At 70.2% G+C, this 3773-nt stretch carries 4 protein-coding genes; all 4 read left to right on the forward strand.

The annotated features are described in order from the left end of the window. The coding region (locus ACFVWD_RS57785; RefSeq protein ID WP_389607170.1) for an ATP-binding protein at positions 1-1736 on the forward strand (1736 nt) is incomplete at its 5' end. Then, positions 1733-2416, forward strand: coding sequence for a response regulator (locus ACFVWD_RS57790; protein ID WP_389607172.1), 684 nt, complete (start codon positions 1733-1735; stop codon positions 2414-2416). The genes ACFVWD_RS57785 and ACFVWD_RS57790, both read left to right, overlap by 4 nt. Positions 2417-2533: 117 nt before the next feature. Then, positions 2534-2932 carry an OB-fold nucleic acid binding domain-containing protein gene (locus tag ACFVWD_RS57795; protein WP_079090087.1) on the forward strand — a complete coding sequence of 133 codons (399 nt, stop codon included), beginning with the start codon at positions 2534-2536 and terminating at the stop codon, positions 2930-2932. Positions 2933-2935: 3 nt separating this feature from the next. Further along, positions 2936-3703 (forward strand): DUF3159 domain-containing protein, encoded by a 768-nt coding sequence (locus ACFVWD_RS57800; protein WP_389607174.1) that lies wholly within the window; start codon positions 2936-2938, stop codon positions 3701-3703. The last annotated feature ends 70 nt before the right edge of the window (positions 3704-3773 follow it).

Genomic DNA, 3773 nt, shown 5'->3' on the forward strand with positions numbered 1-3773 from the left:
TAGCCCGCAGCGACGGACTGACCTCCGCCTCGCCCAAGGAGCTCGCCGTCCAGCGCACCCTGGCCGAGGACCTCGGCGGCACCTTCCACCACGTCGTCGGGGACGACATACCGGTCGCGCTGCTCGACTTCGCGCGCGGGGTGAACGCCACCCAGATCGTGCTCGGCTCCTCGCGCCGCAAGACCTGGCAGTACGTCTTCGGGCCCGGCGTCGGCGCCACCGTCGCCCGCGAGTCGGGTCCCGACCTGGACGTCCACATCGTCACCCACGACGAGGTCGCCAAGGGGCGCGGACTGCCGGTCGCCCGGGGCGCGCGGCTCGGCCGCTCCCGGATCATCTGGGGCTGGCTGGTCGGCGTGGGCGGCCCGGTGGTGCTGGCTGTCCTGCTGAACACCGTCGACCTCGGCCTCGCCAACGACATGCTGCTGTTCCTGACGGTGACGGTCGCGGCGGCGCTGCTCGGCGGACTCTTCCCGGCCCTCGCCTCGGCGGCCTTCGGCTCGCTGCTGCTGAACTACTACTACACGCCGCCGCTGCACCGGCTGACGATCGCCGACCCGAAGAACATCGTCGCCATCGCGATCTTCGTCGGGGTCGCGGTGTCGGTGGCCTCCGTCGTGGACCTCGCCGCCCGGCGTACGCACCAGGCGGCCCGGCTGCGCGCCGAGTCGGAGATCCTCTCCTTCCTCGCGGGCAGCGTGCTGCGCGGCGAGACCAGCCTGGAGGCCCTGCTGGAGCGGGTCCGGGAGACCTTCGGCATGGAGTCGGTCGCCCTGCTGGAGCGGGCCGGTGACGTCGACCCGTGGACGTGCGCGGGCAGCGTGGGCCCCCAGTCACCGAAGCGCCCCGAGGACGCGGACGTGGACATGCCGGTCGGCGACCACATGGCGCTCGCGCTCTCCGGACGCGTGCTGCCGGCCTCCGACCGCCGGGTGCTCGCCGCCTTCGCCGCCCAGGCCGCGGTCGTCCTGGACCGCCAGCGCCTCCAGCACGAGGCCGACCAGGCCAAGGAGCTGGCCGAGGGCAACCGCATCCGCACCGCGCTGCTCGCCGCCGTCAGCCACGACCTGCGGACCCCGCTGGCCGCGATCAAGGCTGCCGTGTCCTCGCTGCGGTCCGACGACGTGGCCTGGTCGGAGGAGGACCAGGCGGAGCTCCTGGAGGCGATCGAGGAGGGTGCGGACCGGCTCGACCACCTGGTGGGCAACCTGCTCGACATGTCCCGTCTGCAGACCGGCACGGTCACTCCGCTGATCCGCGAGATCGACCTCGACGAGGTGGTCCCGATGGCGCTGGGCGGCGTACCCGAGGGCAGTGCCGAGCTGGACATCCCCGAGACGCTGCCCATGGTCGCCGTCGACCCCGGTCTGCTGGAACGCTCGGTCGCCAACCTCGTCGAGAACGCCGTCAAGTACAGCCCCGCCGACGAACCGGTCCTGGTGTCCGCGAGCGCCATGGCGAACCGGGTGGAGGTACGGGTGGTGGATCGAGGCCCCGGCGTCCCGGACGAGGCCAAGGACCGCATTTTCGCGCCCTTCCAGCGCTACGGTGACGCTCCCCGCGGCGCGGGCGTCGGCCTCGGCCTCGCGGTCGCCCGCGGCTTCGCCGAGGCGATGGGCGGCACACTGAACGCCGAGGACACGCCTGGCGGCGGACTCACCATGGTGCTCACGGTTCGGGCGGTGGACAGCCTGCCCGACCTGGCCACGGCAACAGCAGAAAGGCAGGCTTCATGACCAGGGTGCTCGTGGTCGATGACGAGCCGCAGATCGTACGTGCCCTCGTGATCAACCTGAAGGCACGGCACTACGAGGTCGACGCGGCCGCCGACGGCGCCGGCGCGCTCCAGCTCGCCGCCGCCCGCCATCCCGACGTCGTCGTCCTCGACCTCGGGCTGCCCGACATGGACGGTGTAGAGGTGATCAAGGGGCTGCGCGGCTGGACCCGGGTGCCGATCCTGGTGCTCTCGGCCCGGCACTCCTCGGACGAGAAGGTCGAGGCGCTCGACGCGGGCGCCGACGACTACGTCACCAAGCCCTTCGGCATGGACGAACTGCTGGCCCGGCTGCGCGCCGCCGTGCGCCGCGCGGAGCCGACCGGGGGCGGCGAGGACGACGTCGTCGTCGACACCGAGGACTTCACGGTCGATCTGGCCGCCAAGAAGGTCAACCGGGACGGACGGGACGTACGGCTCACCCCCACGGAGTGGCACCTGCTGGAGGTGCTGGTGCGCAACACCGGCCGCCTGGTCAGCCAGAAGCAGCTGCTCCAGGAGGTGTGGGGACCGTCGTACGGCACCGAGACGAACTACCTGCGGGTCTACATGGCACAGCTGCGCCGCAAGCTGGAGGTTGACCCCTCGCATCCTCGGCACTTCATCACGGAGCCGGGGATGGGATACCGGTTCGAGAAGTAGTCCCTGCGGGAAGGGGTACAGGGGAAGCAGGGATGCGGGAAGGGCACGGGTGCGCGAAAGAGCACGGGTGGGCGCACACGTTCATCCGACGTCAGTGCTCCCCGGTACGCTTTCGGTATGAGTGCTGTTCCTCGTTCCGAAAAGCCGGCGGGCCGGTTCCGGCGCATGATCGACCGGCTCTCCTCGTCCCAGGAGGACCTGGAGTCCGAGGAGCTGCGCGAGGACTCCGAGACCGCGGGCTGTACGCGGATCGGTGACTGTCACGACCGACAGATCGTCACGGTTACTGGTACCTTGCGCACGGTCACTCTGCGCCCACGGGCCGGAGTCCCGGCCCTGGAGGCCGAGCTGTTCGACGGTTCGGCCGCCTTGGACGTGGTCTGGCTCGGCAGACGCTCCATCGTGGGCATAGAACCGGGACGCAAGTTGATCGCCTCGGGCCGGATCTCGATGAGCCGGGGCCGTAGGGTGCTGTTCAATCCGAAGTACGAACTCAGACCCCTCGGACGGGAGTAGCCGGTGACGTCGCTCGACAAGCCGACCGAAGACGCCCAGGACGCCCAGCAGGATGCGCGGGCGGTGACCGAGGCCGCACTCTTCGAGGCGTTCGGCGGCGTGCGGGGCATGGTCGAGACGGTGGTGCCCGGCCTGCTCTTCGTCACCATCTTCACGATCAACAAGAACCTGCACTGGTCGGCGATCGCCGCCCTCGGGGTGTCCCTGCTGCTGGTCGTGGTCCGCCTCGCGATGCGGGACACCGTCAAGCACGCCTTCAGCGGCGTCTTCGGCGTCGCCTTCGGCGTGGTCTTCGCGATGATGACGGGCAACGCCAAGGACTTCTACCTGCCGGGCATGCTCTACACGCTCGGACTGGCCATCGCCTACATCGTCACGACCCTCGCGGGCGTGCCTCTGATCGGTCTGATCCTCGGCCCGGTCTTCAAGGAGAACCTCTCCTGGCGCACCCGCAACCCCGGCCGCAAGAAGGCGTACGCGAAGGCCAGTTGGGCCTGGGGCCTGATCCTGCTCGCCAAGTGCGCGATCCTCTTCCCGCTCTACTGGTGGGCCAACACCGCGCAACTGGGCTGGATCCTGATCGCGTTGAAGATCCCGCCCTTCCTGCTTGCCGTCTGGCTCACCTGGGTGTTCCTGGCAAAGGCCCCTGCCCCCATCGACGTGTTCGCCGAGATGGAGGCGGAGGAGCAGGCCGAGAAGGAGCGCAAGGCCGCCCGCGCCGGCGAGTCCGGTGACGAGGCCACGGCCGGCCGTCACCGCCGCGACGCGTAGCGGTTTCCCGTACGACGTAGTTCCCGGTACCACGTAGTTCCCCGTACGACGTCGGGGGCGCCCGGAGATC

Origin of the sequence: Streptomyces sp. NPDC058086 (assembly GCF_042885015.1) — a bacterium.
In the GTDB taxonomy this organism is placed as follows: domain Bacteria; phylum Actinomycetota; class Actinomycetes; order Streptomycetales; family Streptomycetaceae; genus Streptomyces.

What these genes read in the sequence shown, in the direction of transcription:
- ACFVWD_RS57790 (WP_389607172.1), top strand. Translation starts at nt 1,733, where the DNA reads ATGACCAGGGTGCTCGTGGTCGATGACGAGCCGCAGATCGTACGTGCC.
- ACFVWD_RS57795 (WP_079090087.1), top strand. Translation starts at nt 2,534, where the DNA reads ATGAGTGCTGTTCCTCGTTCCGAAAAGCCGGCGGGCCGGTTCCGGCGC.